Origin of the sequence: Psychroserpens sp. XS_ASV72, assembly GCF_041224425.1 — a bacterium.
GTDB lineage: Bacteria > Bacteroidota > Bacteroidia > Flavobacteriales > Flavobacteriaceae > Psychroserpens.
The window spans coordinates 23871-49959 of sequence record NZ_JBGFGL010000075.1 but is presented as its reverse complement, the minus strand read 5'-3'; the positions used below and the strand labels follow the sequence as shown (position 1 = coordinate 49959).

Below are 26089 nucleotides of genomic sequence, written 5' to 3'. Positions count from 1 at the left end.
TTTCAAACTAAACAGATTCCTCCGCATTGCTCGGAATGACAATCATTTGGATTTAAAGGCTTCATACTTTTTAAGTTGTTCGGCTACATAGCTATTCCATTTGGCTTGTTCTTCTTTGTTTATGGAGTTTTTACTTTGGCTGTCATAGGCATTTTGCATGTCTGACATTTCACGTTTTACACCTTGATGTAATTGGTCTAAATCACGTTTGACATTTGGTGTGATGCGTAACTGATCAATACGATAGCGTAACTTTCGTACATGGAGCTCTGTGATGTCAAAATGTAATTGTTCATGCGCTAAAATATAAGGGCTTGCTTTATCTTTAACAACCCAAGACTGTTTCGGATAAAAATGGGCTTCCACCTTTGGTGTCACGCTAGTGATTTTTCCGTTAGTGGTTCGTAAGGAATAAGAAAATGTAATCCCTGAAGCCGTTAAGGCTGCAGCATCTGTAGACTGTGGCGCTTTTCCTTGAAAATCAGCCCAAGTGAGCTTGTGAGAGCCCTTCCAAGACATCACCTCATCGGTATTTGGATTGGTAAAGCATAACAATCCTAAAACTAAAATAAAACGTAACATCATTATTTCCAGTTAAACGTGATATCTCTTTCGATATCAGGATGCAAACTGTAATGTACAGGACATGTTTTGGCTGTATGCTCTAAAATCTTTCGGGTTTTATCGTCGGCTTCAAATGGGAAATCCAATACCACTTCAATTTTTGAAATCCGACGTGGATTGCTTGCCATAGTTTTGGTGACATGCGCTGTGGTTCCAGTCATGTCGACCTCCATATCACGAGCTTTAATGCCCATAACCGTCATCATACAATTTGCCAATCCTGTAGCTACAGTATCTGTAGGAGAGAACGCTTCACCTTTGCCATTATTGTCTGTTGGGGCATCGGTAACATAGGAATTTCCTGATTTCAGATGCGTGCTTTCGCAACGCAAATGTCCTAAATAAACAACTTTCGAGGTCATAGCTTGGCTTCTACTATGGTTAAATCGTCGTATTTTACAATGTAGACCGCTTCATTGTAATAACCTCCAAACAACTTCTTTGAATAACGGAATTTGTTTTCCACATATTCGGTTTCGACCGTACTCGCAGATGCCTTGTACAAATCATCTTCTGAAGCCAAACGCAAAAGCAAATCCAAGGTCAAATCGAAACCACGAACCGCATATTTATTCGGACTCACACCATAGGTATTCATGTATTGCTTGACAAAACTGTTACGCGATTCTACAGCAATGGTTTTATTGACGGAAGGATAGTGGAATTTCAGATTAGACAAGTGATAGTTTGAAATCTCCTTACCTTCAAAGGCATTATTTTTGTCGGTTGTCATCAAGGTAATCTCTGTGTCGAGAATGTTCATTCCATTGACCAAACTAATCACATTGGAAGCAAAGCCTTCATTATCGGTTTCTAGGAACACGATGTTCTTTCCAGGTTTAAAAATATTTTCCAAATCAGCTTGATAGATAAAATATGCCTCCTGACCTTTCTTGTTTTTCCTTGAAAATATTTGTTTTGCTGAAGGAAATTCACCTTTCAGTTTATCGCTTATTGCTTTGTGCTTAGAATCTGAAATGATAATAACATGTTTTGGCAAGGAATCGGCTTTAACATAATTGATCATGGCTGTTTCCAACAGTTCATTTGCAGGAATGGTTTGAAACACATTCTCATATAGATTCTTAGGCATCGTCAAAGGTGACACGACTGGTACGCGATCTGATTTTAAAGCCGAAGCCACTCGATCAAAATGATCTGGCATTAACGGACCAATAACAGCATTATAGTCTGAAAAGTCGTTATCATTTAATATCGTTGATATTTGAGCAGCATGGTTTCGAGTATCAAACACTTTTAAATGTGTAGAAATCCCTAATTTTTTAGCAGAATCCAACGCCATTAACACACCAGCGTGAAAGTCTAAAGATACAGACAACAAGGCATTTTTACGAATCATTTTTTTGGATTCCTCAATTGAATCAACATCTATTTTATTCAAACTGTAAGGCATCATCAAGGCGATGCGTTTGGTGCTAAGATTCTTAATGTTAGAACTTAAGTTTGTGTTGGCAAGATCCTTGACAATATTCGTAGTTTTCACATCCGCTGGTACTTTTAAAACCATCCCAAGTTTGAGTCCGCCATTCTTAAGTTCTGGATTCAAAGCTTCCAACTCTTCTTGCGTCACACCTAATTTTCGGTTTAGGGCCATATAACCTTCGCTCTTTAAAACCGTGTAATAATTGAAATTCTCTTCAACGGTTTTCTCCTCATTATTGCTAATGTTAGGCACGTTAAGCTCATCACCTGGTTGCAATACCTCGTTCATATTTGGATTCAAGGCTTCCAATTCAGGAACGGTAATTCCGAATTTATAAGCCACGCGCCACTTCCCTTCTTTAGGTTGTACCTTATACTTTTTGATGGTATTGTTTAAGGAGACTTTATTCACAATGGTCTTAAAGCGTGGAATTTTGATCTTATCACCTTTTCTAAGGTTTTCAGAGTAGAGTTGAGTATTGTGTTTCTTAATATCCTCAACCTTGATGTTATACTTTTGGGAAATACTGAATAAGGTTTCCTTTCGCTTTACCTTATGTGTTTTGTAGCCAATGAGCTCTCTTGTTTCTTCTTGGATAGGTTCGTTTTTAACACCTGATGTAGGTATGATCAAAACCATATTAGGCTTCAAGCCTTCTTTTGCATCAGGATTCAAAGCGAAAATATCAAAGGGTGTGACCAAATATGTTTTGGCTATTTGTTCTATAGTTTCGCCTTCTTGAACCTTATGGGTTTTGTAATCTTGTGCCAAAACAGACATATGGCAACACAGGACAAAGATGATGATTAAGAGTTTTTTCATTTAAAAATATGTTACAAGAGCTTCCTCAATTAAAGCACTTATGATGGTTACACCGCTTTTAGCTTTCCGAAATTATTCCTAAAAGGAACGACTTCATAAAGTTAGAAACAAGACTTGTGATTTTGTCACAACCTTATTCCCATTCAATCGTTGCAGGTGGCTTAGAGCTAATGTCGTACACTACTCTATTAACGCCTTTTACCTTATTTATTATTTCATTTGAGGTTTTTTGTAAAAATTCATACGGCAAATTCACCCAATCTGCAGTCATTCCATCGGTACTTTCCACAGCGCGAAGTGCCACACATTTTTCATAAGTACGCTCGTCTCCCATCACACCAACACTATTAACCGGTAGCAACATAGCTCCAGCCTGCCAAACTTTGTCGTACAAATTCCACGATCTCAAGTTATTGATAAAAACCGCGTCAACTTCTTGTAAGATACGAACTTTCTCTCTAGTAATGTCACCCAAAATACGAATGGCCAAACCAGGACCCGGAAATGGATGACGGCCTAAAAGCAATGCGTCCATATTCATCGATGCACCAACACGTCGTACCTCATCCTTAAATAAGGATTTTAAAGGTTCAACCACCTTCAACTTCATGAAGTCTGGTAGACCACCAACATTATGATGGCTTTTTATGGTTGCACTTGGACCACCAGTAGCCGAAACGCTTTCAATCACATCTGGATAGATGGTACCTTGGGCCAACCATTTTACATCTTGAATGCGATGAGCTTCATCATCAAAAACCTCAATGAACACGCGACCTATGGTTTTTCGTTTTTCCTCAGGATCGCTTTTACCTTCTAAAGCATCCAAAAAGCGTGCCGAAGCATCAACACCTTTCACGTTCAATCCCATACCTTCATATTGGTGTAAGACATCCTCGAATTCATTTTTGCGAAGTAAACCATTATTCACAAAGATGCAGTAGAGGTTTTTCCCAATGGCTTTATGTAACAACATTGCAGCTACTGAAGAATCTACTCCGCCAGATAAACCTAAAACGACTTTATCGTTTCCAAGTGTTGACTTTAATTCTTCAACCGTTTCCTCAACAAAGGATTGCGGTGTCCAGTCTTGGTTGACTTGAGCAATTTTAATTAAGAAATTATGCAACAATTGATGTCCATCAGTTGAGTGATACACTTCAGGATGGAACTGGATGGCATAGGTGTTTTCGCCTTCAATCTTAAAGGCTGCATTTTCGACATCTTCAGTACTGGCTAGTAATACTCCTCCTTTTGGTAATTTTTTGATGGTATCGCTATGGCTCATCCACACTTGGCTTCCTTCATGGATATTCTCAAAGAAATCTTCATTGGATTTTATGAAACCTAAGTTGGCACGACCATATTCGCGTGTACTTGATTCGGCTACCTCACCACCTGAAAAATGCGCCAAATATTGCGCGCCATAGCAAACCGCTAAAAGTGGTTTTTTTCCTCGAATATTAGACAAATCAGGATGAAGCACATCCTTACCTCTTACTGAAATCGGACTCCCAGATAAGATAACTGCCTTAAAGCTGTCGGAATTGGTTGGAATTTTGTTGAATGGATGGATCTCGCAGTAGATGTTCAATTCTCTTACACGTCTTGCAATAAGCTGCGTGTATTGGGATCCAAAATCTAAAATTAATACCTTGTCATGTTGCATGCACAAAAGTAATCATTTGGCATTTTTTAGCAACGAATAAAAATGTAATTTTTTCACAGGTTGTCAACCGAAAATACTACGACATTGTATCTAGAATCTGTTGGATATCTTGTTCAGTTGTATCAGGATTGATAAAGCAAAATCTAGAGACCGTCTCATAAGTATCGCCATTCTTCCATTTGGTTGGAGTCACCAAAGCAAAACCTTTCTCGTGATTATCGTACGTCCAATTGGTATAGTCTTCAGGTTGCCATCCTTTTCTTCGGAAAAGCACACAGGACAAACTCGGTTCACGAACCAATTCAACATTGGGATTTTCTTCAATCAACTTTCCTGCAATTTGAGCCAATTCGATGCCACGCTCGACTGCTTCCTTGTATCGATTGGTACCATGAGTTGCTAAAGAGAACCACAAAGGCAATCCCCTTACACGACGCGTCAATTGAATTTGGTAATCGGTTGGATTGAAACCATGAGCACCTTCGTCCTTAAAAATATCTAGATACGATCCTTCCTGCGAATGCGCTTTTTTTGCAAATTCTGGTCGCCTGTATATCACAGCGCCACAATCGTATGGCGAAAACATCCATTTATGCGGATCGATGGTTATACTATCGGCACGTTCGATACCATCAAACAAATGACGTACCGAATCAGCTACAAGCGCACCACCGCCATAAGCAGCATCCACGTGAAACCAAATACGTTCTTGATCACAAACTTCAGCAATACCAGCCAAATCATCTATGATTCCAGCGTTAGTCGTTCCACCTGTCGCTACGATCGCAAACAATCGCTTACGCTGATGAAAAGTCAAATTATCAATCGTTTCACGAAGATTTTCACCTGTCAGTCGCTCTTCAGAATCTACCAAAAGAATGTCCACATCAGCCACTTTCGCCATCGCTTTTATTGAGGAATGTGCTCCCATTGAGGTGATAATCAATCCCTTTTCGCGCTTATAAGTATCATCTTCTCGCCAGTGTTCCCTTGCGGTAACGATAGCTGATAAATTCGCTGCCGTTCCACCACTGGTAAAGACACCAAAAGCACCTTCAGGTAATCCCGTCAAAGAGACAATCCACGCCATGGCTTCATTCTCACAGAATATCCCACCAGCACCTTCCATCCAATACGCGCCATGGATACTTGATACAGAAGTTACCAAATCGAACATAACTGCAGCACGTGTTGGAGCAGCAGGCACAAAAGCTAAGTTACGAGGATGGTCAACTGGCACATTGGCTTTCGCTAAATGCTCACGCCACAATTGGAATGCTTTTTCACCACCAATACCATCTTCAGTAACGGTGTCGCCTACCAAACCCTTTAAGACTTCAGCTTTTAGTGGCTTTCCTACTTTTTGTTTGGTGTGGGAAATACGATCAATCGTGTATTTCATGACATCCATGGTCATTTCAATCAAGTCGAAATCTATCTTATGCATGACTCTGTGCTTTGATTTGTAAAATTGCGTTTGAAGTTGCAAATTTAAGGCGAAGTGTTGGAATAGACCTTAAACAGATTAAGATATCTTCTGAAGTTCCAAAGCCATTTCCTTTTGCATCGCTTCAGCCTTTTTGGCAGCAGCTTGAGCGAAGTCCTTTCCATTGGAAGCGTAAATAATTCCTCTTGAAGAATTGATTAGAAGACCAACATCTTTCGTCATTCCGTATTTGCAAACCTCTTTCAAACTTCCGCCTTGCGCACCAACACCAGGAACTAATAAAAAGGATTCAGGAATGATCGTTCTGATATCGGACAAATATTCAGCTTTTGTAGCGCCAACCACATACATCAGGTTATGGGCATTGTTCCATGATTTAGACGTATGAAGTACTTGTTTATAGAGTTCTTGATTTTCCAAAGTCTTGGTTTGGAAGTCAAAAGCCCCTTGATTGGAAGTCAGTGCCAAAAGGATTGTGTGTTTATCCTTAAATTCCAAAAAAGGCTCGACGGAATCCTTTCCCATGTAAGGTGCCACAGTAATGGAATCAAAAGCTAAATCCTCGAAAAATGCCTTGGCATACATACGACTTGTGTTACCAATATCGCCACGCTTAGCATCTGCAATGGTAAAGATTTCTGGATGCTTTACATTGAGATACATGATGGTTTTTTCAAGAGCCTTCCACCCTTTCAATCCGTAAGCTTCATAAAATGCTATATTTGGTTTGTAGGCTACACATAGGTGATGCGTAGCATCTATAATGGCTTTATTAAAAGCAAAAATAGGATCTTCATCCTCCAATAAATGTTGCGGAATCTTATTTAAATCGACATCCAATCCGATGCACAGAAAGGATTGTTTTTTATGGATTTGTGCTATAAGTTGATCTGTAGTCATGTTATAAAAAAAGCCTCAAAAAGAGGCTTGTGTTTAAATATGTTCGTCGCTTGCTTTTAACTTTTCAGTATTCTCAGCAAGTTGTAATTCGTCTATTATTTTTTGGATATCGCCATTAATAATATTCTGCAAGTCGTATAAGGTCAAACCAATTCTATGATCGGTCACACGACCTTGCGGATAATTATAAGTTCTAATCTTAGCACTTCTATCACCAGAGCTTACCATGCTTTTACGCTTTTCTGAATCAGCTTCCTGACGTTTACGCAATTCCTCTTCATACAATCGGGAACGTAATACTTTAAGTGCCTTTTCCAAGTTTTTGTGAGAGGACTTCTGATCTTGACAGCTCACAATCATTCCAGTAGGTTCGTGGTGTAATTTGATTGCTGAATAGGTTGTGTTTACCGATTGACCTCCTGGTCCAGTAGATGTGGTACGCTCAATTCTTACTTCAGACATATCAAGTTCGTAATCAAACTCTTCAGCTTCAGGTAAAACTACGACGGTCGCTGCACTCGTATGCACACGTCCTTGGGTTTCAGTTTGAGGTACACGTTGTACACGATGTACTCCAGCTTCAAATTTCATTGTTCCATAGACATCCTCACCACTGACTTCAAAAATGATTTCCTTGAAACCACCAGCAGTCCCTTCATTTAAATCGACCACACTAACCGTCCAACCCTTGCTTTCGCAATACTTGGTATACATTCTATATAGATCACCAGCAAAGATGCTCGCTTCGTCACCACCAGTTCCAGCTCTCACCTCAACAACCACGTTTTTAGCATCTTCAGGATCTTTTGGTATCAACAAGAATCGGATTTCTTCCTCTAAAGCAGGAAGGGCTTCTTTAGCTTCATCGTATTGTAATTTTGCCATTTCGACCATTTCCGGATCGCTTCCATCGGCAATAATTTCCTCAGCTTCCTTAAGGTTATCGGTCAATTCAACATAAGCATCACGCTTATCCATTAGAACCCTTAAGTCTTTGTATTCTTTATTTAATTGAATATAACGTTTCTGGTCAGCAATAATATCTGGTTGTATGATCAAGTCATTGACCTCATCGAAACGCTGTTTAATAATCTCTAATTTCTCTAACATCTATCTCTTAAAATTCTGCCTCAAAAGTACAATATTTTATGGATTTTACACCGCAGATAAAATGTTATCAACATTGAAAAATATTTTTTTTTGTTTTAGCGTTATAAGACATATGCGAAAGCGATTCACCTCTATACTAAACTACTACAAATCAATGGCTTTATGGTCGTTTTTGGTCACTTTGGGAATTACAGTCATCAACCCAGAATTGATCTTGGCTTTGAGCACCAAACTCTTTTTGGTGTTTGTACTTTGGTTTATTCTGAGTGATCGAAAAATGCGACAACGTCTACGATTTTATCGCATTAGTGGTGTGTCTAACTTTACGTTTTTCAGTGTCATCTTTTTATTTGACAGCTTCATAACTGCAAGTTTTCTATTGCTCATAAAGGGATTTATATAACCTTTCAAAAATCGAAAGCAACACCAACTCCCAAGAGTTGTTTCCATTGAATTCTGGCACCACGCTCTATAGGCTCTTCTTCACCTTCTACTTCTTCAAAGGTTTTAATGTCGTTGTCATACTTGATATGTGATCCCAAGGAAGCTCTTACAAAATCATTGACCTTGAAATCGAACACGACTTCCCAATCGATATCAAGATTTCCAAAATCATTGATATAATCTGAATAGACACTCAAATTATGCTTCAAGAAAATATTGTCGTAGACTTTAGTTTCGTAATAATTGGTTAACAGAACACCCATTTCAGTTCTCATGTTTTCCCCTTCCTCGATTACATTTCCTTCCTCATCATAGGTCGCCGGATTAACACCAAACGCTCCAGAATCTGCCAAGGTTTGATCTAGTACAAAGGTGGCCTTGAAAGTTATAGGAGAAAAATAAAACGTCAATTGCTCGAGGTTTTTTCCATACTCAACACCACCACCAATAAACATATATCCTGGAGCCATAAGCCTTGAAATCTCATTGTCTCGATCTGGATAATTATAGCCATTGGTCAACTGCGTTCTAAAATTAAACCTTGAGGAATAGTACCAATTTGTTATGGTATCCTTTCGGTAGCCCAAACTTGAAGACAGTTCGAATTCATCTTCTGTTTTTCTTAACCTTTGACTTTCTTGTTTATTAATGCCATATCTCAAACGTGCAGAGCTAGTCCATTTTAAATGGTCCTTTCTATATTTTAAAGTTGATAACACATTCGTTAAGGCAGAGATAGAATTACTACCTCCTGCACTCCAATTCACGAAGGTTACTTCACTTAAATCCAATCCTGCTTTATTGAGAAGCTTCCATTTAAGAGGTTTGGTTTCAGTTGCTGTTGAATCTGTACTAGCAAACACCATTTGGCATGGGATTACAAGGAAAATTAGTAGGAATCTTTTCATTATAAAAAGTCAGTAAATAGTTAGTGGTTATGGTTTATTAGTACATAAACGTTCCAAAAGCACTTTTAATTGTAAGCTTTTTTTCTTCGGAAGCCTCTACACGACCAATAACTTGGGCATTCACATTGAACGACTTCGAGATTGCAATGATATCGTCTGCAATAGAGACGTTTACATATAACTCCATTCGATGCCCACAATTGAAGACTTGATACATTTCTTTCCAATCTGTTTTAGATTGTTCTTGAATTAATTGAAATAAAGGAGGCACAGGAAACATATTGTCTTTTACAATATGTAAACAATCTACAAAATGAAGGATTTTTGTTTGTGCACCACCTGAACAGTGTACCATACCATGAATAGCATCACTTGTATATTTAGATAAAATGGCTTTGATGATTGGCGCATAAGTTCGTGTTGGCGATAAGACCAATTTCCCGGCGTCTATAGGACTATCCTTTACCGTATCGGTAAGTTTGATGTTTCCAGAATACACTAAATCTTTAGGCACCGAAGGATCAAAACTTTCAGGATATTTTTCAGCTAAGTATTTATCGAAAACATCATGTCTAGCAGAAGTCAATCCGTTACTTCCCATGCCACCATTATACTCCGTTTCATAAGTTGCTTGGCCAAAACTCTCCAATCCAACAATCACATCACCTGGCTGAATATTGGCATTATCAATTACATCGTCACGTTTCATTCGAGCCGTAACCGTAGAATCAACAATTATTGTTCTTACCAAATCGCCAACATCTGCAGTTTCGCCACCCGTAGAATGTATGGTCACTCCAAAAGACTTCAGTTCTTTAATGAGTTCTTCTGTTCCATTTATTATAGCTGAAATGACTTCACCTGGAATACAGCTTTTATTTCTTCCAATGGTTGAAGATAACATGATGTTATCAGTAGCGCCTACACATAGCAAGTCATCAACATTCATAATCAAAGCATCTTGAGCAATTCCTTTCCAAACAGATAGATCTCCTGTTTCTTTCCAATACATATAAGCCAAGGAAGATTTTGTTCCAGCACCATCAGCATGCATTACCAAACAGTAATCGTCATCGTTGGTAAGGTAATCGGGAACTATTTTGCAAAAGGCTTTTGGAAACAATCCTTTATCGATGTTTTTTATGGCATTATGAACGTCTTCTTTTGATGCCGAAACACCGCGTTGCTCATAACGTTTGCTAATATCTTTGCTCATAATTTGGAATTATGATCACAAAAGTAAGGATTGTTATCTATTTTTTGATGTAATATTCCTCATTTAAAAGATTGGAGTCTATTACAGTAGACTGACCTTTCATTTTCTTTGCTTTCTGTTGCGTGCCACCAAAATAAAAATTGAGACCTAAAGCAATTCTGAAATAAGTATCATCAGACTCACCTGCTTCCAAACCATCAAGTCCATCACTTAAAACATAATTGTAATCGGTATATAATTTGACACCAATACCTTCACTAACGATATATTCCAATCCGCCACCACCTTGGAACTTATTTGCAGTTGACGTAAAATGGTTCGCGGCATTCAGTCCAGTGCCTCCAAAAATAAAAGGTGAAAAATTTGAATGTGGCAGTATAGTAAGTTCTAGGTTTAAATCAAAAGACATAAAGCCTTCATTAAAAGTATCGATGTAAGCCAAATTGAATTTATGATATCCAAGATCAACAGCCAGATGAGGTGTCAAATGACGTTTATAACCAACATGGCTATAAATTTCAAACATAGGATCAACAAAATCTCCATTGATAACTGAAGTACCAAGAGCCACATCAAAAGCATTGGCTCCTCTAAGATTATAGAATTCTGTTTTGAATGTCTTTTTTTCTTCAACTTGCTTTGAATCTTCATCTTTATCTTGTGAAAAAACCACTAACGACAAAAGACTGATACAAAAACTCAAGATGGCCTTTGTGTAGAAAGATTGTGCTATCATCAATTTCAGTATTAATTATACATAAACATCAATAACACAAGTATTTTAAAATCCACAATTTGAGGCAATCATAGACTGGCAATATAAAAAATTAATCCCAATAGGTTCATTTATCTTTAAATTCACCTATAGTTTAAAAAAAAAGACAAACGAAAAACTAAGTATTCCGTTTGTCTCTTCAGTTGCTGAGTAATGATTTCAACAACTATCTTTTGTAACTACAATAAAGTTTACGATTCTGTTTGAAGACTCAACTCTGTCTTAGCGACATTGTCTTGAGTAACTGTCTCATTGACATCTGTAGTGTCATCTTGAGAAAACAGCAATGTAGCAAACATTAGAGCGGCTACACTAAGTAGTAACTTCTTCATTTTTACAAAAATTGATTAATAGCACCACAAACTTAATAATAATTGCTACTGCCTATCAAGCATTAACACCTTTTTCGATTAGTTGTAAAAATTAGGCGTTGAAATACCACTTTTTTCTTACAAAGTACGTAAGAATACGTACATTTTTTAACATAATGGCTTACAAAAAAGCCTGTAAAACTATGATTAACACAATTATACAGGCTCAAATTTTAGCTCAAAAAAGCTATTTACAATAAGGTTTTTACTTTGTAAAAAGCAATTCTCGATATTTGGTTAATGGCCAAAGTTCGTCATCAACCAATAACTCTAATTTATCACAGTGGTAACGAATATCTTCGAAGAGTGGTTTCACTTTGTTGCAATAGGCTTTGGCTTTTTTCTCCAAGTCCTCAATAGAATTTCCTTTTTTACGTTCATCAATCATTTTGGTCACTTTGGAATTGATTTCAACAATATGCGTAGAGATTTGCTCTATGAGATTTAATTGTTCATCTGCTAATTTTGTAAATGACGCACCATAAATTTCCTTAAGGCCTTTGACATTCTCTATAAGAATATTTTGATAACGAACAGCCGTTGGAACCACATGGTTTCTAGCAATATCTCCTAAAACGCGACTTTCAATTTGAATGCGCATGGTATATTCTTCCATTTCAATCTCATAACGCGATTCAGATTCTATCTTATTCATCACACCCATTCGCTCAAAAAGTTCAATCGACTTTTTAGACACTTTAGCTTTCAAAGCCTCAGGTGTGGTTTTATTGTTGCTCAATCCACGCTTCTTAGCTTCTTTTTCCCATGCCTCACTGTAACCATTACCTTCAAACAGAATAGCTTTCGATTTCTTTATATACTCACGCAAGACATTGAAAATAGCATCGTCCTTTTTCATGTCCTTTTTCTTGATAAGTGTATCTACCTCAGACTTAAATTCCATTAGCTGATTGGCAACAATAGTATTCAAAACAGTCATTGGATTTGCACAATTGGCCTTTGAACCTACAGCTCTAAATTCAAACTTATTTCCTGTAAATGCGAATGGAGAAGTTCGGTTTCTGTCTGTATTATCCAATAACACATCCGGAATTTTACCAACCACATTCAATTTAAGATCGGTCATTTCCTTTGGTGACAATTTTCCATCTGTCACATTTTCCAACTCATTCAATGTCTGGGTCAATTGTTCACCTATAAATACAGAAATAATAGCAGGAGGTGCTTCATTGGCACCAAGACGATGATCGTTACTTGCCGAGGCAATGGCAGCTCTCAGCAATTCCTCATTATCATACACCGCTTTAATGGTATTGATAAAGAACGTTAAGAATTGTAGATTACTCATAGGTGTTTTACCTGGACCTAACAAGTTAACTCCTGTATCTGTACCCAAGCTCCAATTATTATGCTTTCCTGAACCATTGACGCCTGCAAATGGTTTCTCATGAAACAGCACTTTGAAATTGTGACGCTCTGCAACCTTATCCATTACATCCATTAACAATGAATTGTGATCAACGGCTAAATTGGCTTCATCGTAAATAGGCGCCAACTCAAATTGGTTTGGAGCTACCTCATTATGTCGAGTTTTAACAGGAATACCCAGTAGCATGCATTCATTTTCCAAATCACGCATGTAAGACATAGCTCTATTAGGAATCGTTCCGAAATAATGGTCATCAAGTTGCTGTCCTTTTGCAGGTGAATGTCCTAGGAGCGTTCTTCCTGTCAAAGTAATATCTGGTCTTGACATAGCCAGTCCGCTATCAATCAAAAAATATTCTTGTTCCCAACCTAGAGATGCATTGACTTTCTTAACATTTTTATCGAAATATTTGCATACTGCCACAGCAGCATTATCAACTGCTTGAAGTGCTCTCAGTAAAGGAGTTTTATAATCTAAAGCCTCTCCAGTGTAGGATACAAAAACTGTTGGTATGCAAAGTGTTGTACCAAAAACGAACGCTGGAGATGTTGGATCCCAAGCCGTATAGCCTCTAGCTTCAAAAGTATTTCGGATACCTCCACTTGGAAAACTAGACGCATCAGGTTCTTGCTGAACCAATTGTCCACCTCCAAATTTCTCGATGGCTCTTCCTCCGTTGACAGGCTCAAAGAAAGCATCGTGTTTTTCAGCAGTTGCACCAGTTAAAGGTTGAAACCAATGCGTATAATGTGTAGCACCTTTTGAAATGGCCCATTCTTTCATCCCTGTAGAAACATGGTCTGCTACAGATCGATCAATTTTAGACCCATTTTTTATAGCATCCATGACACTTTCAAAAGCTTCTTTTGTTAGGTATTGGCGCATTGTTTCCTCATTGAAAACATTTGTAGCAAATAGCTCTGATCGCCTTTTATTGGTATCGATAACAACCGGTTTATGATTAAAAGTTTCTTTTAATGCGTGAAATCTCAATGTTGACATATGTATAAAATTTTAGGGCAAAAATACAAAATTTGACACTTTTAGATTAATATACCCTTCATTTTTTAGGGTATTAACAATTGTTGAAAAGATTTTTTTGAATTTAACCCTCGTTTTTTTGATGTAATTGAAAAAAAATCAATATTTGCACTTTCATTTTAAACAAACATTTTACAGCATGAGCAAATCAAAACTTGAGTACATTTGGTTAGATGGCTATAAACCGACTCAAAACATGAGAAGTAAAACTAAAATCGAAGATGATTTTAGTGGAAAGTTAGAAGACTGTCCAATTTGGTCTTTTGATGGAAGTTCAACCCGACAAGCCGAAGGCGGTTCTTCAGACTGCTTGTTAAAACCCGTAGCTATCTATCCTGATCCTGCAAGAGAAAATGGATACTTGGTTATGACCGAAGTTTTAAACGCTGACGGTACACCTCACGAATCTAATGGTAGAGCAACTATTGAAGATGAGGACAACGATTTCTGGTTTGGGTTTGAGCAAGAATACTTTATTATGGACAAGAAAACCCAACTTCCGTTAGGTTTTCCTGTTGGTGGTTATCCTGCTCCTCAAGGATTATATTACTGCTCTGTTGGTGGAAGAAATACCCATGGAAGGGATTTAGTTGAAGAGCATGCTGATTTGTGTATTGCGGCTGGATTGAATTTTGAAGGGATCAACCAAGAGGTTGCTTCCGGACAATGGGAATTTCAATTATTTGCCAAAGGCGCAAAAAAAGCTGGAGATGAAATTTGGGTAGCGCGTTATTTACTAGATCGTTTGACTGAAAAATATGGTTATTATATTGAATACCATCCAAAACCTCTAGGAAAGGAAATGGATTGGAACGGTTCAGGAATGCATGCCAATTTCTCTAATACGACATTAAGAACCTGTGGCAGTCAGGAAGTATATGAAAAGATATGTGAAGCCTTCAGACCTGTGGTTAAAGAACATATTGATGTTTATGGAGAGTTTAACGATCAGCGATTGACTGGAGAACACGAAACACAATCCATCAATGAATTTAGTTATGGTATTTCTGATAGAGGTGCCTCTATTAGAATTCCAATTATCACTGTTGAAAAAGGATGGAAAGGATGGTTGGAAGATCGAAGACCAGCTTCTAATGCCGACCCTTATAAAGTAGCTGGCCGAATCGTTAAGACTGTAAAATCTGCAAACGTTTCTTAAAGCATATTATATATTGTTTTGTTCAAAAAAACGTCTTTTTAATTATAAAAGGCGTTTTTTTTATGCGCTAAAAGCCAAGAAAACAAAAACTGCGTAAGCTGCCACAAGCAACAATCCTTTATATTTAGAAATGTCCATACGCCTTGGAAGGAATACCAAAGGCAATAATACCGTGGCAAAGGCCAGCATCCAATAAATATCTTTATTTAATATGGTGGCTTCAGTCACCTCTATAGTTTTGATAATAGACGTTAACCCTAACACAGAACCAATATTGAAAATATTGGAACCAATAAGGTTTCCAAGCGACAAGGCCTTTTCCTTTTTTACCGCTGCAATAACTGAAGCTGCCAATTCTGGCACACTGGTTCCTATAGCTATAACGGTTGCGGCTATAACAGCATCACTCACACCTAGAGCCTTTGCCAAATCCTTAGCACCATCAACCAACCACTCAGATCCAAAATACAAAGCCAAAGCACCTATTAAAAGCCACAGTATGATCTTAAAATTAGACACTACAGACAAACTTTCATCCACTTCCTCAATGACATCTTCCTTTTTTGCAGCTCTTATAAGCACAAACAAAAACACGATAAGCAAACCAAATAAAACACTACCCTCAATAGATGTCAACTGACTGTCATTTCTCAAGAAGATATAAAGCAGTACAGAAAAAAATATCATTACAGGCCAGTTCAGCTTAAAAAAACTTTTATCAACTCCAATTGTACTTACCAAAGCTGTAATACCCAAAACCAAACCAATGTTGGCAATATTTGAACCAATAACGTTATTGATAGCTATGGCAGGTGAACCCGTTAATGCCGCATTCAAACTCACTAAAAGTTCAGGAGCCGAAGTAGCAAAACTTACCACAGTCATCCCAATGACCATTTTTGAAATGTTCAATTTAAAGGACAAAGCAACTGAGGAACGCACCAAAAACTCACCTCCTACAACCAGCAGTAGCAATCCCAAAATGATCCAAACTAGACTCATAAGTTATTTTTTTGCGAAGATAGCACAACATCTTCTCTTTTATAAACAAAGGCTCTAAAACTTAAATTTTAGTTAAATAACTAAATAAATAGTTGTATAACTATAAAAATAGTTATATGTTTGAATTGTAATAGAAACTACTTAAACCGTGCAAAAACTCACCAATAAAGAAGAAGAAATCATGCATATTTTATGGCGACTTGAAAAGGCGTTCGTAAAGGATGTGTTAGCAGAAATAAAAGAAGACAAGCCTCACTACAATACCTTATCGACCATTATAAGGAATTTAGAGGATAAAGGTTACGTAAGCTATAATGCCTACGGAAAAACGCACCAATACTATCCAATTGTTAGCAAAGAGGCCTATAAAAAACGGTTTATGAATACTGCCATTGAAAACTATTTCAATAATTCTTACAAGAATGTGGTTTCTTTTTTTGCCAAGGAGGAAAAAATTAGTGTTGAAGAACTCAAAGACATCATTGCCTTAATTGAAAAACGAAAGTAATCATGGAGTACCTTTTAAAACCATCAGCCATCATTTTTATCTTCTATTTAAGTTACAAACTGTTTTTGCAACGCGACACCTTCTTTGAATCTAACCGATGGTTTTTACTTTTCGGGTTGATAGCTGCTTCATGTATTTCATGGATTGTCATTCCAAACTATATAGAATACACTCCTATCGAATACACAACTTACAGCTCTTATGGAAGTAATACAGTTGTAACTCCTATTCAGAATGAAACATTAGATATACAGCAATTGCTATTTTGGATTTACATCGCTGGATTTTCATTTTTCATGACAAGACTAGTCATTCAACTTTTATCGTTAAGACACATCCTTAAAAAAGGAGAAATTGTAGTAAAAAAACCCATTAAGTTTATTGAAAGTAAAGAACCTATTGCTCCTTTCTCGTTCTTTAATGCCATAGTGTACAATCCACAACAATTCAACACTTCAGAATTACAACATGTGATCAATCACGAGAAAGCCCATGTGAAACATTGGCATACTTTAGACAGTATTCTAGCTCATTTAGCTTGTGTTGTTTTATGGTTTAATCCGTTTATATGGCTTTACAAAAAAGCATTACAGCAAAATCTTGAATTCATTGCTGATCGAAAAGCGCAGTACGTTTCATCATGTGAACGCAGTTATCAAACCGTATTACTAAAGACGAGTATTCAAAATCATAATCTGGCGTTTGCAAATCATTTTTACACATCATTAATCAAAAAACGAATCGTTATGTTACACAAATCAAAATCAAATCAGCTTAATCAACTGAAGCTTTTAATTGTATTGCCATTATTGGCTGTTTTTATCATGAGTTTCAATACAGAGGACATATATGTTAAAGTTCCTTCAAACGAAGCTTTGGTTCAAGGCAATGACCTCAAAGGAGAGCGCATAGAAATCATTATTACCAAATCTACTACCGACAAGGATTTGGAGACCATTAAGAAAGACCTTGAAAGCAATGGCATTACTTTTACGTATGATAATCTCAAACGAAATGATCAAGGTGACATCACTTCCATTGATGTAGAATTCAAAAGTGAAGATAATGCTGCCAATTACAATGTTAAAGATGAAAATGGCATCAAGGCGTTCCGTTTTGAAAGCAGCGACAACAACTTTAGCATTGGTGTGATCGACCAAAAAGCATCAACTTTTACATTTAAGAGTAGCGATGGCAAAACCAAAAGTCAATCTTCGGCTACAGGAAAAGTCATCGTGATTGAAGAGGAAGATGATAACAATTCAAATAATGAAGAAGTAGAAATTGTAACAGGCAATAATTTCAGTTGGAAAAGTAATGATGAACAAGAAATTGTTATTGAAGCATCAGACGAACCATTGTTCATTATCAATGGTAAAACCGTTTCAAAAGCAAAATTTGAGGACGTAGATTCCCAAGACATTCAATCTGTATTTGTTCTAAAAGGTGAAAATGCTATCAAAAAATATGGCAGCGACGGAAAAAATGGTGTCATCATTATGCATAAAAAAGGAGGCAATAGTTTCTTTTTCAACACTGATGATAGTAACGATGTGCATGTTGAGACCAAAACCCGTGTAAATGTTGAAAGTGATAATGACCCATTAATCATTGTCGATGGAAAAGTGATTGAAAAAAAGAGTTTAAAAGATGTAAGTCCGAATATTATTCACGAGGTTGAAGTCATTAAAGATAAAGACGCTGTTAAAGTCTACGGAAAGAAAGCTAAGGATGGTGTTATTAAAATCACGACTAAAAAAGGTAAGACGATGCTAAATGGCGATGCGGTTGTTTTTGAAACTGAAGAAGATGGTCCTTGGAAAATTGACACTGCAGTCTCATCTGTCTATTTTATAGATGATGATAAAAACATTAAAAGCATTGAATTTGTCATTACAAAACAATCTTCGGATGCCTTTTTGGAAGAACAAAAGAAAAACCTAAAAAGCCATGGTATTGATGCGAAATTCTCTAAAGTAAGACGTAATAAAGACGGAGAGATTACAAATATTAAAATTTCCTTAGACGATAACAAGGGTAGAAAATCAAGCGCAAGCTGGAAAGAAAAAAACGATGCCATCCCAGATATTGTTATGGGCAAATCTAATGATGACAAACTCTACATACAAGCCATTGGAAACTAACAAACAAAAAAGCCCAAAATTAATTTTGGGCTTTTTTGTTAATTGACTAATACTTTTTTAAAAATCTGTTGCGAGTTATTTGAGAACTTCAAAACATACAAACCTTGAGGTATTGCGAGATCTAAATGGGATCGATTCTGAACATCAAAGGATTTAACAATTCTACCTTCTATAGAAAGCACCTCAACCTTAGAAAGGCCATCCATACCACTAAAATATAAACGATTGGTTGTTGGATTAGGATATATTTTAAATGCGTTAACATTGAATTCAGCAACACTTAAAGGTTGCATCCACGTTTGCCCTACTTGATCTCCCCAAATATACTCAACCAAATCTGGTTGGTCTATAAACGGATTCCTATTGAATTGCCATGTGTAAACCACATTATTGCGGTTCATTTCAAAGTCGTCTGGTGGATCGTTTCGATGCCAATCCAGCAAAGTTGCCAAATCACCTAATTCTCCAGTTGTTCCCTCAGGAAACCCATTCACCACTTGCAAACCATTATATCGTATTTCCATATACAAGACACTTCTAGCCACATCACCATAAAAACTTCCTTGCGTTGTAACAGGACCCGTATATTGTCCATAATGCTGATTACCTCTTGAACTATTTTCAGGTCCATCAACCGCTCTCAAGGCGTGAGCATCAGAATTCTCATGTCGGAGTGAATCGGCTGTGGTATTCCAAAAAATATCCATACCATCGGGAATGTCATCTTCCTCAATATCAAAAAAACCACCTCTCGAACGCGGAAATGTATGTTCCCTGTTCCATTTACCATTATTATTAGATCCTGTTTGAAAATCTAATTTAGGACGACCTTGTTCGGTATAAACCAACCAAACCTGATTGCTGTTTTCAGGATTTTGATCGGCTTCTTTTAAAATATCGATCACATCTGTATAGGTTTGTGCTCGCACGACACCTTCTTCCGCAATAATATCCTGCAATGCTTGACGCAATTGTGCATCGGCTAGACCATCAAGACTATCGTAATAACCAGAAGGCTGTGTACTGGTTACATTACCGAAAGTAGGATTTAAAGGTGTTCCGAAATTAGCCACCGTAAAATCATTATCTACGATGCGAACTTCAATATTATCATTGAGTTGCACATAAGGCACTGGCAAATCTTCAAAACGCACTCTAGCCACCTCATCTCCTTCATCATTGGCATCATCAACAAGTGTTATGGTGGTCATAGCTGTGCTTTGCCCATTAGGAATTGTTATGGATGTATTTCCAGAGAAATCAGAAGCATCAAAACCTTGATTATTCAAAAGTATATTGAAGTTCAAGTCTGAAGAAACAGGAGTTTCCGAAGTGAAGCTTATATCAAAAGTAGCTCCTTCATCATATTGTAATTGGCCTATGGTTATTTCAATTCCATTAAAAACAACACCACTTCCATCATTGAGCTGTCTTGGTGTTGGTGTGGTTGATACGTACGACACATTGCCATCCATATCTTCAAAACGCTGAATGGAATTGGTATTATTGCTAGAGCCTTCATTGATTTGCTCAATATCAACAAATCTCGGATCGTCATTAAAAATATCGATCATATCTAAATCGTCACTATCTGCTGTATCATAAATTAAGACATCGACCAGATTATTTATAGTGGCAACCGTTCCTTCAGGAAAATCAAAATCATTAGCTTGATAAATAGCCACAGCATCAGCACCATTCTGTATGACATTTTCTGAAATCAATAATTGAGGTACAGGAGACACATTATTACTTCCTATAACCAACAATCCGTTAACATCGGTTGTATAGCCATCCAAATCCACAGTGAAATAACTAGAATTCATTCCAGAATCTGAGCCATTAAAAAAAACCAACACATAACCGTTTAGTGAAAAATTTGGAGTTTCAGATAAGAGTTCTACAAATTCCATGTTGTCTATGCCAGGCGTGTCACAATCTAATTCGTTAATGACAACCTGAGCTGAACTAGATAGTGTCAAAAGACATAATAAAACAAAAAGTATTACAGACTTCATTTCAAGTATTTTAACGCAAATGTACTCATCTATTTAAGTAAAAATAGATTTTGAGATTATTAAATTATCAACTTTAACATAAAGGTCAAAAAACGACTTCGCTTATTTAGATCGGGAACAGAAAACAACAACATTAAAAAAGACGAAAACCCAAAAAAATGCTTTCTGATGATGAAATCGCTCTACGATAAAAAAAAGCGACTCAAAAAGCCCCTTTATTTATTACAAAATAATACAATTAAAGCTATTTTGTATTACATTTATTAATTTTATTATAGAAAGTCACATAAATATTATAATAATTTTCATTTTTTTAATTATAAAACCATATTCAATTTCATAGATTTCAATCAAAATCCTTGGCAGGATGATTAGGCTCGTTATATATTGAAAACTCAATTGAAAAAATAACCGAATAATTAACCTTATAAAACCAAGAAATTATGATGACTCTCGCTAAACTAATCATTGATATTGTGTTCTCATTTTAACGAACCAACAACACATCATCAATCAAAAAACAAATCAATCAAAAAACAATGAAAAACACAGTCTAGAATGTGTTTTACATTTCTTCTTCAAGACCACATATTTGGCATCCTATTTTAAAAGCTTTAATTTTAGTTGGAATTAGTTCTATATGAAAGCTAAACTATTTAAGATCATTGCTAAAATAAACAAAGCCGTGCTCCCAAGTTACACCAAGCGCCAATTAGACTTAGCTAAGGCAAATAAAATTCAATTGGCAATTATAGGTTGGAGAGCCTATATAACCAAACGTGCTTTAGATTAATTGCATTTATGTATTAACTATAAAGTTGAACATATTGCCTATGTTCTTAATCGCACTTTCAACAGAAAAATGCTGAACAACAAAAAAAGAAACAAGTGCAAGAGAATGTAAAATGCAAAAAATCCTAATTCGAAATTTAACTAACGTATTAGGATTTTATTTGTGACCTCGACAGGATTCAAACCTGTAACCTTCTGAGCCGTAATCAGATGCGCTATTCAGTTGCGCCACGAGGCCGATTTTGTGGGTGCAAATATAGAGCTTTTATTGAAAACTTTCCAAACAATTTACTTCAAAATTTTAAGATCAGACTGATACCAATCAATGATTTATAATAATATTCACATACATATCCCAAAGCCTCTATATATTTGCAAAAAATAAATTTATGGATGTTATTTTACAACCTTGGCCTTGGTATGTTACTGGTCCATTAATAGCCATCATCATGTTTATCCTCATTTACTTTGGAAAAACATTTGGGATGTCTTCAAACCTCAGAACCTTTTGCGCTATTGGTGGTGCAGGTAAATCTGTTCCGTTTTTCAACTTTGATTGGAAAGATCAAAAATGGAATCTAACCGTTGTTTTGGGAGCTGTCATTGGAGGTTTTATCGCTCAATACTTTTTGTCGGTTCCAACCAGTATCGACTTAAATCCCAAAACTGTAGAGGATTTATCTCAACTTGGATTTGAAAATGCAGGAAAATCACTTTTACCTCGTGAACTTTACAGTTGGGATCAAGTACTGAGCTTGAAAGGGCTTTCAATTTTGATCATTGGCGGACTTTTAGTTGGTTTCGGAACGCGTTATGCTGGAGGCTGCACGTCTGGTCATGCCATTACAGGTTTGAGTAGTTTACAACGACCATCATTGGTTGCTGTAGTCGGGTTTTTTATTGGTGGACTTATTATGATTCATCTTTTGTTTCCTTTAATCTTTGGATAGTATGAAGTTTTTGAAATTTTTAGGTGTTGGCATTGTATTCGGAATTGTTCTGGTGAAGTCTGAAGCCGTGTCCTGGTATCGTATTTATGAAATGTTCAAGTTCGAATCCTTTCATATGTATGGCATCATTGGGACAGCTATTCTTACTGGTATTATGTTATTGCAGTTGGCAAAAACAATGCAGATAAAAAATATTGAAGGAAAAATAATTAATGTTCCCAAAAAAGACAGAGGACTATACAGATACATCATTGGCGGAACCTTATTCGGACTCGGTTGGGCTTTAGCAGGTGCTTGTCCTGGACCAATGTATATTCTTGTTGGAACAGGTGTTTTTTCAATGCTTATAGTCATTGCTGCAGCTACTTTAGGAACTTATCTTTATGGAATTCTAAAAGACAAACTTCCACACTAAAACCATTAAAATTTAACGATTAGTCCTTATCTTTAGAACAAATTAATACGTTATGATAATTGAACAAATATATACAGGATGCCTTGCGCAAGGTGCTTATTACATTGAATCTAATGGCGAAGCTGCCATTATTGACCCTTTACGTGAAACACAAGCTTATATCGATAAGGCAAAAGCCAACAAAGCTTCTATAAAATATATTTTTGAAACGCATTTCCATGCCGATTTTGTCTCTGGACATGTCGATTTGGCAAAGAAAACAGGAGCTACAATCGTATATGGTCCTGGTGCTGAAACGGCTTACGATATCTATTCAGCAAAAGACAATGAAGAGTTTAAAATTGGAGACATCACCTTGAAAGTGCTTCACACACCTGGTCACACCTTGGAATCCACAACCTATTTACTGATTGATAAAAACGGAAAGAATCATGCGATTTTCTCTGGTGACACGTTATTTTTAGGGGATGTTGGAAGACCTGATTTAGCGATTAAATCAGATTTAACGAAAGAGGATTTGGCTGAAATGCTTTACGATTCCTTACGCCATAAAATCATGACCTTAGCTGATGACGTTATCGTTTATCCTGCGCATGGTGCTGGTTCTGCCTGCGGAAAAAACCTAAGCAAGGAAACTGTTGGCACCATTGGTGACCAGAAAAAAACCAATTATGCACTTCGAGAAGATATGACCAAAGCAGAATTTGTGAAAGAGGTTTTGGAAGGCATACCTCCTCCTCCACAATATTTTGCTAAAAATGCCATGATGAACAAAATGGGTTATGAAGATTTTGATTCGGTATTAAAAACTGGTGATGTTCCTCTTGATCCAGACGATTTTGAAGCTATGGCCAATCATGAAAGTGCTTTGGTTTTAGATGTTCGACCGCAAAGTGAATTTGTAAAAGCACATATTCCAAATTCTATTTTTATTGGATTAAACGGACAGTTTGCACCTTGGGTTGGAGCCTTGATTACAGATATCAAACAACCTATTTTATTGGTCGTTCCCGAAGGTAAAAGCGAAGAAGCCGTTACACGATTATCTCGTGTAGGTTACGATAACACACTGGGATACCTTAAAGGTGGCATTGCGGCATGGAAAGCTTCAGGTAGAGAGGTTGACTCTGTAGAATCTATTCCAGCCCAAACGTTTGCTGAGCGAGTCAAAAACAATGCCGTTGAAACCGTTTTGGATGTGAGAAAGGATGGCGAATACAAAAGCACACATTTAGAAGGTGCCAAGCATTTTGCTTTAGACTTTATCAATTCTCAAATGGATCAACTTTCAAAAGATAAAACCTATTATGTGCATTGTGCTGGTGGTTACAGAAGTGTCATTGCTGCTTCCATCTTAAAAGCTAGAGGTTATCACAATCTTGTGGATATTGCTGGTGGTTTTGGTGCGATTAAACAAACCGACTTACCTATTACAGATTATGTTTGTCCGTCAACTCTATAACTCATGGAACACACAATAAAAATTCAAAATTTAAAATGTGGTGGTTGTGCTCATACCATCACAACAAAACTTGGAGAACTTAAGGGTATTGAAGACATTATCGTCAATAATGAAACTAATGAAGTTAATTTCAAATACTCAGAAGTCAAAGATATTTCTTTGGTAAAGAAGACACTTTCAAAACTTGGCTATCCAGCGGAAGACGAATCTAATTCTGTCTCTAAAAAAGCAAAATCATTTGTGAGTTGTGCCGTTGGCCGTCTGAATAGCTAAACAATTTCAGCACTTAGTCCTGCATCAAGCAAGATTGTACATCGTGGCTCAAGGTCTTCGTAATCGCCTGTTTTAACAGTACATTTCCCTTTATAGTGCACTATAATTGAACATTGCTCGGCTTGTTCTGGCGAATGATCACAGGCATACATCAAGGTGTTGATGACATGATCAAAAGTATTGACGTCATCATTATACAAAACAATTTCATTAAGCGGTTTTTCTAGTGTGTCGACACTAAAATCTTCCTGGACTTTTTCTTTTTGACTCATTATAGGTTTCATAGCATTTGACTTAAATGAGGTTGGTTTGAAAAACATATCTAATGTAGCCATTATTTTTCAAATTTTAAAGCTACCCAATCGTTTCTTTCTAAAGTGTCAACGTGAGATAAGCCGTATTTGTTGCATTCGTCAACTAGAATAGAAATATCGTCTTTGTAAAATCCGCTTAAGAATAACAATCCGTTAGCGTTTAACGTACTCACATAAGTTTTAAGATCATTCAAAAGGATATTTCTATTGATATTGGCAATAATAATATCATACGATCGTCCTGGTAAGACCTCAGCATCACCTTCAATTACCGTAATATGATTACAATTATTACGCTCCACATTTTCTAAACTGTTGATGTAACACCAATTGTCATAATCTACCGCATCTATTGGTTGTGCACCTTTCATTTCAGCAAGTATCGCCAAAACGCCTGTTCCGCAACCCATATCCAAAACCGATTTGTTCTCAAAATCATTTTTGAGAATGTATTGAATCATCATATGCGTCGTTTCATGATGCCCTGTCCCAAAACTCATTTTGGGTTCAATAACAATATCATAAACCGTATTGGGTTTCTCGTGAAATGGCGCTCTCACCGAACAGGTGTCGTCTACGATAATAGGATTGAAGTTCTTTTCCCATTCAGCATTCCAATTGGTTTGTTCGATCTCTTCGGAAGTATGTGATATTTCAAATTCGTCTGAATTCAATATCTGGATATCCTCCAAAATATGCGGATGCCATTCGTCTCTCTGAATGTAGGCTGTAACGCCATCTTCGGTTTCAACAAAACTTTCGAATCCTGCAAAACCCAATTCTGCAATCAAAATCTCTACTGCAGGTTGTAAGGGTTGCACTTTGAAATAATAACCTAAATATACTGTATTTGACATATCTGAAAACCTACTGCAAAGATACGTGACAAAA

At 36.8% G+C, this 26089-nt stretch carries 25 protein-coding genes and 1 tRNA gene; 9 read left to right on the top strand and 17 right to left on the bottom strand.

Features of this window, described 5'->3' with window-relative positions; translation table 11 throughout:
* Positions 1-42: 42 nt before the first annotated feature.
* The 7 genes from AB9K26_RS05770 to prfA form a co-directional block, all read right to left on the bottom strand.
* A complete protein-coding gene (locus AB9K26_RS05770) occupies positions 43-585 on the bottom strand; it encodes a DUF922 domain-containing protein (RefSeq protein ID WP_369971589.1) in 543 nt (180 codons plus the stop codon).
* Complete coding sequence (locus AB9K26_RS05765; RefSeq protein WP_369971588.1) at positions 585-986, bottom strand: OsmC family protein; 402 nt, start codon at positions 984-986, stop codon at positions 585-587. The genes AB9K26_RS05770 and AB9K26_RS05765 overlap by 1 nt, the downstream gene beginning before the upstream one ends.
* Positions 983-2890 carry a LysM peptidoglycan-binding domain-containing protein gene (locus AB9K26_RS05760; protein WP_369971587.1) on the bottom strand — a complete coding sequence of 636 codons (1908 nt, stop codon included), beginning with the start codon at positions 2888-2890 and terminating at the stop codon, positions 983-985. The genes AB9K26_RS05765 and AB9K26_RS05760 overlap by 4 nt, the downstream gene beginning before the upstream one ends.
* Positions 2891-3023: 133 nt before the next feature.
* A complete protein-coding gene (gene guaA, locus AB9K26_RS05755) occupies positions 3024-4559 on the bottom strand; it encodes a glutamine-hydrolyzing GMP synthase (protein ID WP_369971586.1) in 1536 nt (511 codons plus the stop codon).
* A gap of 76 nt (positions 4560-4635) precedes the next feature.
* A complete protein-coding gene (locus tag AB9K26_RS05750; RefSeq protein ID WP_369971585.1) occupies positions 4636-6006 on the bottom strand; it encodes an aspartate aminotransferase family protein in 1371 nt (456 codons plus the stop codon).
* Positions 6007-6084: 78 nt separating this feature from the next.
* The gene (pyrF, locus tag AB9K26_RS05745) at positions 6085-6906 is read right to left on the bottom strand and encodes an orotidine-5'-phosphate decarboxylase (protein ID WP_369971584.1); all 822 of its coding nucleotides are present in this window, start codon (positions 6904-6906) and stop codon (positions 6085-6087) included.
* Between the two features lie 33 nt (positions 6907-6939).
* On the bottom strand, positions 6940-8016 hold the full coding sequence (prfA, locus tag AB9K26_RS05740; protein ID WP_369971583.1) for a peptide chain release factor 1: 1077 nt from the start codon (positions 8014-8016) through the stop codon (positions 6940-6942).
* Positions 8017-8128: 112 nt separating this feature from the next.
* Between prfA and AB9K26_RS05735 the strand changes: the two genes are divergently transcribed.
* On the top strand, positions 8129-8419 hold the full coding sequence (locus AB9K26_RS05735) for a hypothetical protein (RefSeq protein WP_369971582.1): 291 nt from the start codon (positions 8129-8131) through the stop codon (positions 8417-8419).
* 4 nt (positions 8420-8423) lie between these two features.
* Here AB9K26_RS05735 and AB9K26_RS05730 read toward each other — a convergent pair whose 3' ends face one another.
* The 5 genes from AB9K26_RS05730 to AB9K26_RS05710 form a co-directional block, all read right to left on the bottom strand.
* Positions 8424-9368 carry a DUF3078 domain-containing protein gene (locus AB9K26_RS05730; protein WP_369971581.1) on the bottom strand — a complete coding sequence of 315 codons (945 nt, stop codon included), beginning with the start codon at positions 9366-9368 and terminating at the stop codon, positions 8424-8426.
* A 37-nt stretch (positions 9369-9405) separates the two neighbouring features.
* Entirely contained in the window at positions 9406-10584 is a 1179-nt protein-coding gene (locus tag AB9K26_RS05725; RefSeq protein ID WP_369971580.1) for an AIR synthase related protein, read from the bottom strand.
* A gap of 37 nt (positions 10585-10621) precedes the next feature.
* Positions 10622-11320 (bottom strand): Curli production assembly/transport component CsgG, encoded by a 699-nt coding sequence (locus tag AB9K26_RS05720; protein WP_369971579.1) that lies wholly within the window; start codon positions 11318-11320, stop codon positions 10622-10624.
* Between the two features lie 230 nt (positions 11321-11550).
* Complete coding sequence (locus AB9K26_RS05715; RefSeq protein ID WP_369971578.1) at positions 11551-11691, bottom strand: hypothetical protein; 141 nt, start codon at positions 11689-11691, stop codon at positions 11551-11553.
* 244 nt (positions 11692-11935) lie between these two features.
* Positions 11936-14122 carry a glutamine synthetase III gene (locus tag AB9K26_RS05710; RefSeq protein ID WP_369971577.1) on the bottom strand — a complete coding sequence of 729 codons (2187 nt, stop codon included), beginning with the start codon at positions 14120-14122 and terminating at the stop codon, positions 11936-11938.
* Between the two features lie 178 nt (positions 14123-14300).
* Between AB9K26_RS05710 and AB9K26_RS05705 the strand changes: the two genes are divergently transcribed.
* On the top strand, positions 14301-15320 hold the full coding sequence (locus AB9K26_RS05705; protein WP_369971576.1) for a glutamine synthetase beta-grasp domain-containing protein: 1020 nt from the start codon (positions 14301-14303) through the stop codon (positions 15318-15320).
* 60 nt (positions 15321-15380) lie between these two features.
* Here the strand turns inward: AB9K26_RS05705 and AB9K26_RS05700 are convergent, their stop codons facing one another.
* On the bottom strand, positions 15381-16322 hold the full coding sequence (locus AB9K26_RS05700; RefSeq protein ID WP_369971575.1) for a calcium/sodium antiporter: 942 nt from the start codon (positions 16320-16322) through the stop codon (positions 15381-15383).
* Positions 16323-16470: 148 nt separating this feature from the next.
* On the opposite strand from AB9K26_RS05700, the gene AB9K26_RS05695 reads away from it, so the two are divergent.
* Both AB9K26_RS05695 and AB9K26_RS05690 read left to right on the top strand, forming a co-directional pair.
* The gene (locus AB9K26_RS05695; protein WP_369971574.1) at positions 16471-16830 is read left to right on the top strand and encodes a BlaI/MecI/CopY family transcriptional regulator; all 360 of its coding nucleotides are present in this window, start codon (positions 16471-16473) and stop codon (positions 16828-16830) included.
* Positions 16831-16832: 2 nt separating this feature from the next.
* Positions 16833-18974, top strand: coding sequence for a M56 family metallopeptidase (locus AB9K26_RS05690; protein ID WP_369971573.1), 2142 nt, complete (start codon positions 16833-16835; stop codon positions 18972-18974).
* A gap of 38 nt (positions 18975-19012) precedes the next feature.
* Here the strand turns inward: AB9K26_RS05690 and AB9K26_RS05685 are convergent, their stop codons facing one another.
* The gene (locus tag AB9K26_RS05685; protein WP_369971572.1) at positions 19013-20992 is read right to left on the bottom strand and encodes an endonuclease; all 1980 of its coding nucleotides are present in this window, start codon (positions 20990-20992) and stop codon (positions 19013-19015) included.
* 640 nt (positions 20993-21632) lie between these two features.
* Between AB9K26_RS05685 and AB9K26_RS05680 the strand changes: the two genes are divergently transcribed.
* Positions 21633-21785: an SsrA-binding protein gene (locus tag AB9K26_RS05680; protein ID WP_369971571.1), complete on the top strand. Its 153-nt coding sequence runs from the start codon at positions 21633-21635 to the stop codon at positions 21783-21785.
* Positions 21786-21948: 163 nt separating this feature from the next.
* Here AB9K26_RS05680 and AB9K26_RS05675 read toward each other — a convergent pair.
* Positions 21949-22022 (bottom strand) — tRNA-Arg (locus tag AB9K26_RS05675).
* Between the two features lie 151 nt (positions 22023-22173).
* On the opposite strand from AB9K26_RS05675, the gene AB9K26_RS05670 reads away from it, so the two are divergent.
* Genes AB9K26_RS05670 through AB9K26_RS05655 form a run of 4 tightly spaced genes read left to right on the top strand, consistent with a single transcriptional unit; the run spans position 22174 to position 24884 of the window.
* Positions 22174-22734: a YeeE/YedE family protein gene (locus AB9K26_RS05670; RefSeq protein WP_369971570.1), complete on the top strand. Its 561-nt coding sequence runs from the start codon at positions 22174-22176 to the stop codon at positions 22732-22734.
* A gap of 1 nt (position 22735) precedes the next feature.
* On the top strand, positions 22736-23149 hold the full coding sequence (locus tag AB9K26_RS05665) for a DUF6691 family protein (RefSeq protein ID WP_369971569.1): 414 nt from the start codon (positions 22736-22738) through the stop codon (positions 23147-23149).
* Between the two features lie 52 nt (positions 23150-23201).
* The gene (locus AB9K26_RS05660; RefSeq protein WP_369971568.1) at positions 23202-24611 is read left to right on the top strand and encodes a rhodanese-like domain-containing protein; all 1410 of its coding nucleotides are present in this window, start codon (positions 23202-23204) and stop codon (positions 24609-24611) included.
* A gap of 3 nt (positions 24612-24614) precedes the next feature.
* The gene (locus tag AB9K26_RS05655; protein ID WP_369971567.1) at positions 24615-24884 is read left to right on the top strand and encodes a heavy-metal-associated domain-containing protein; all 270 of its coding nucleotides are present in this window, start codon (positions 24615-24617) and stop codon (positions 24882-24884) included.
* On the opposite strand, the gene AB9K26_RS05650 is transcribed toward AB9K26_RS05655, so the two are convergent.
* Both AB9K26_RS05650 and prmA read right to left on the bottom strand, forming a co-directional pair.
* Positions 24881-25156, bottom strand: a complete 276-nt coding sequence (locus tag AB9K26_RS05650; RefSeq protein ID WP_369971884.1) for an ATP-dependent Clp protease adaptor ClpS — start codon at positions 25154-25156, stop codon at positions 24881-24883. The genes AB9K26_RS05655 and AB9K26_RS05650 overlap by 4 nt on opposite strands.
* A 62-nt stretch (positions 25157-25218) precedes the next feature.
* The gene (prmA, locus tag AB9K26_RS05645; protein ID WP_369971566.1) at positions 25219-26055 is read right to left on the bottom strand and encodes a 50S ribosomal protein L11 methyltransferase; all 837 of its coding nucleotides are present in this window, start codon (positions 26053-26055) and stop codon (positions 25219-25221) included.
* Between the last annotated feature and the right edge of the window lie 34 nt (positions 26056-26089).